Raw genomic sequence first — 3,854 nt, 5'->3', positions numbered from 1 at the left:
GCCCTGGTCGCCGCGGCCGCCGACGTCCGCGGCGTCGTGCCGTCGCTGCGGGAGCCACCGCAGGACCGGGCCGGCTGGCCCGGCGACCCGACCGGCGACGTCGTGCTGCCCGACGGGCTCACCGTCGGGCCGCGCAGCGTCGACGGCGCGCTGCGCACGGTGGCGCTCGAGCGGGACGGGACGACCCGGTGGACCGCGCCGCCCCAGGTCGACACGGCCGGTCGCGGCTCGGCGTGCTCCGCGGCGAGCGACCCGGCGCTCGTGCTCTGCTTCGTCCCCGGTGAGCCGGGAGTCGCCGCGCCCACCACGGACGCCGAGCTGGGCGGCACGTCGGACCGGCTCGTCGTGCTCGGGACGGCCGACGGCGCCGTGGTGGCGGAGCACGACCTGGGCTCGGGCGGCATCGGGTGGGCGGTGCTCGGCGACGACGTCGTCATCGCCCGCCGCGTCGGGAGCGAGGCGCGGCTGAGCCGGACGGACGTCCTCGGCGCCGAGGTGTGGACCCGTGCCGTGCCGCTGCCCGCGTGGGTGCTCGCCCGCCACCTGAGGCTCACGGTGCGCGACGACCTGGTCGTGCTCACTGGTCCAGCCGCCGCGGTCGTCGACCCGGACGGCGCCGTGCTCGGCACGTGGACCGCGCCCGGCGAACGCCGCCTCTCGGTCGACGTGCAGACCTCGTCGGTCGGCTTCGCCGTCTGGACCACGCCGGAGGTCGGCACCTGGTTCACGCGGACCGGTGCCGCGGGCGCGCGCCTCGTCGGCGTCCCGCTGCGGCCCGCCGTCGACGACCGCTCGGCGCCCCAGGTCGTGCTGCTGCAGGACGGCTGGACCCTGCGCGCGCTCGACGTCGTCTCGGGTGAGCTGTGGCAGCGTCGCGTGCCGCAGTCGGCGCCCGCGCGGCTCGACGGCGTCGTCGTGCTCGACGAGGGCGAGGTGCTCACCGCGGTCGACGTCGCCTCGGGTGCTGAGCTCTGGTCGCGGCCGGTGGGTCCGTGCTGGGACCCGGGCGCCGTCGTGACCGACGGCGTGCGGCTCGCGGTGCCGGCCGACGACGCGCGGTGCGAGCAGGTCACCGCGCTCGGGCTGCACGACGGTGCGGAGGTCTGGCGCGCCGTCGTCCCGCCCGTGGCGTCGGACGCCGCGTCGCCGGCGGCCCCGGACGCCCTGAGGACCGGCGCGCGGTCCTGAGACCATGGGGCCGTGAGCACCTCCCCGCCCGACGTCGCCGCCGCGCGGCTGGTCGACCGCCTCCCGCCCGACGCCGACCCCGACGCGCTGTACGAGGCGTTCACGGGGTGGGCCGCGGACCAGGGGCTCGAGCTCTACCCCGCGCAGCAGGAGGCGCTCCTCGAGCTCGTCACCGGCTCGCACGTGATCCTCGCGACGCCCACCGGCTCGGGGAAGTCCCTCGTCGCCATGGCGGCCCACTTCGTCGCGCTCGCCCAGGGTCGCCGCACGTTCTACACGGCGCCGCTCAAGGCGCTCGTGAGCGAGAAGTTCTTCGCGCTCGTGGCGGCGTTCGGCGCGGAGAACGTCGGCATGATGACGGGTGACAGCAGCGTCAACCCGGGTGCGCCGATCATCTGCTGCACCGCCGAGATCCTCGCGAACATCGCGCTGCGCACGGGGGGCGAGCGGGTGGGCGACCCCCTCGCGGACGCGCTGCCCGAGGACGACCCGGCCGTCCCGGGCGACGACGCCGTCGGGCAGGTCGTCATGGACGAGTTCCACTTCTACGCCGACCCCCAGCGCGGCTGGGCGTGGCAGGTCCCGCTGCTCGAGCTGCCCCGGACGCAGTTCCTGCTCATGTCCGCGACGCTCGGCGACGTCGGCTTCTTCGTCGAGGACCTCGAGCGCCGCACGGGCACCGCCGTCGCGACGGTGACGAGCACCGAGCGTCCCGTGCCGCTGACCTTCTCCTACGTGGTCGAGCCGCTGCACGAGGTCGTCGAGGACCTCGTGCACACCCGCCGCGCGCCGGTGTACCTCGTCCACTTCACGCAGGCGGCGGCCGCCGAGCAGGCGCAGGCGCTGCTGTCGACGACCGTCGCGTCGCGCGAGCAGCGCGACGCGATCGCCGCCGAGCTCGGCGGTTTCCGCTTCGGCACGGGGTTCGGCCGCACGCTCTCACGGTTTCTGCGGCACGGCGTCGGCGTGCACCACGCCGGGATGCTGCCCCGCTACCGGCGGGTCGTCGAGCGCCTGACGCAGCAGGGTCTGCTCACGGTCGTGTGCGGCACGGACACCCTCGGGGTGGGCATCAACGTCCCGATCCGGACGGTCGTGCTGACCTCGCTGGTCAAGTACGACGGCACCCGCATGCGGCATTTGAGCGCGCGCGAGTTCCACCAGATCGCCGGTCGCGCGGGCCGCGCGGGCTACGACACGCTCGGCGAGGTGCTCGTCATGGCGCCCGAGCACGTCATCGAGAACCGCAAGCTGCTGGCGCGCGCGGGCGACGACCCGAAGAAGCTCAAGAAGATCGTCCGGAAGAAGGCGCCCGAGGGCGCGGTGAACTGGACGGACAAGACCTTCGAGCGCCTGCGCGACTCCGACCCCGAGCCGCTGACCTCGAGCTTCGCCGTGACGCACGCCATGGTCCTCAACGTGCTCGCCCGCCGCGGGGACCCGGTGGCGGCCATGACGCGCCTGGTGCGCGAGAACCACGAGCCCGAGGCGGCACGGGGGCGGCACGTGCGCCAGGCCGTCGCCGTGTACCGCTCGCTGCGGGCCGCGGGCGTCGTCGAGCGCGTCCGGCTGCCCGACGGCCGCCGCACCGTCCGGCTCACGGTCGACGTCCCGCCCGACTTCGCGCTCAACCAGGCCCTGTCCCCCTTCGCCTACGCCGCGCTCGACGTGCTCGACCGGGAGGCGCCGACCTACGCGCTCGACGTGCTCTCGGTCATCGAGTCGACCCTCGACGACCCCCGCCAGGTGCTCGTCGCGCAGGAGAAGAAGGCCCGCGGCGAGGCGATCGGCGCGATGAAGGCCGAGGGGTACGACTACGAGGAGCGGATGGCGGTCCTCGAGGACGTCACGTACCCCAGGCCGCTGGCCGAGCTGCTCGAGGCGACGTTCGCGATCTACCGCAGGACCAACCCGTGGGTGGCCGACCACGAGCTCTCGCCCAAGTCGGTGGTGCGGGACATGGCGGAGCGCGCCATGACGTTCACGGAGTACGTCTCGGCCTACGGCCTGGAGCGGACCGAGGGCATCCTGCTGCGCTACCTCGCCGACGCCTACCGCGCCGTGCGCCAGACGGTGCCCGCCGAGCGGCGCGACGAGCAGCTCGAGGACCTCGTCGAGTGGCTGGGAGCGCTCGTGCGCGGCACCGACTCGAGCCTGCTCGACGAGTGGGAACGCCTGAGCAACCCCGAGGCCGTGGAGGCCGCGGGGGCCGACGGCGGCGCCGCCGAGAGCGCCCCGCCCGCCCTGAGCGGCAACCCGCGCGCGTTCCGCGTGCTCGTGCGCAACGCCCTGTTCCGTCGCGTCGAGCTCGCGGCGCGCGAGCGCTGGGAGGCGCTCGGCGCGCTCGGCGACGCGGACGCCGACGGCGTGCCGTGGACGGCGCAGCGGTGGCGCGACGCGCTCGACCCGTACTTCGACGAGCACGAGGACATGGGCACCGGCGCGGCCGCACGCGGCCCGGCGCTGCTCCTGCTCACGGAGGGCGCGACGCGCTGGGAGGCGCGCCAGCTGCTCGACGACCCGGCGGGCGACCACGACTGGCGGATCGACGCCGTCGTCGACGTCGCGGCGAGCGACGAGCGCGGCGAGGTGGCGCTCGTGGTCACGGCGGCCGGCCGGCTCTGACGGCGGTCGGCGCCGCGGCGAGGCTCCGATCAGCCCGGTGG

2 protein-coding genes are annotated in these 3,854 nt (G+C 75.4%); both read left to right on the top strand.

Annotation, left to right across the window (positions count from 1 at the left end):
- Positions 1 to 1,188, top strand: a 1,188-nt coding sequence (locus ICW40_RS17415) for an outer membrane protein assembly factor BamB family protein (protein ID WP_221655269.1), incomplete at its 5' end; no start/stop codon positions are given.
- A 12-nt stretch (positions 1,189 to 1,200) separates the two neighbouring features.
- Complete coding sequence (locus tag ICW40_RS17410; protein WP_374199178.1) at positions 1,201 to 3,813, top strand: DEAD/DEAH box helicase; 2,613 nt, start codon at positions 1,201 to 1,203, stop codon at positions 3,811 to 3,813.
- Positions 3,814 to 3,854: the final 41 nt, after the last annotated feature.

The sequence above is a fragment of the Actinotalea ferrariae genome (assembly GCF_019733465.1).
In the GTDB taxonomy this organism is placed as follows: domain Bacteria; phylum Actinomycetota; class Actinomycetes; order Actinomycetales; family Cellulomonadaceae; genus Actinotalea; species Actinotalea ferrariae_A.
The sequence above is the reverse complement of the archived record's forward strand: the minus strand, read 5'-3'. Positions and strand labels throughout refer to the sequence as shown.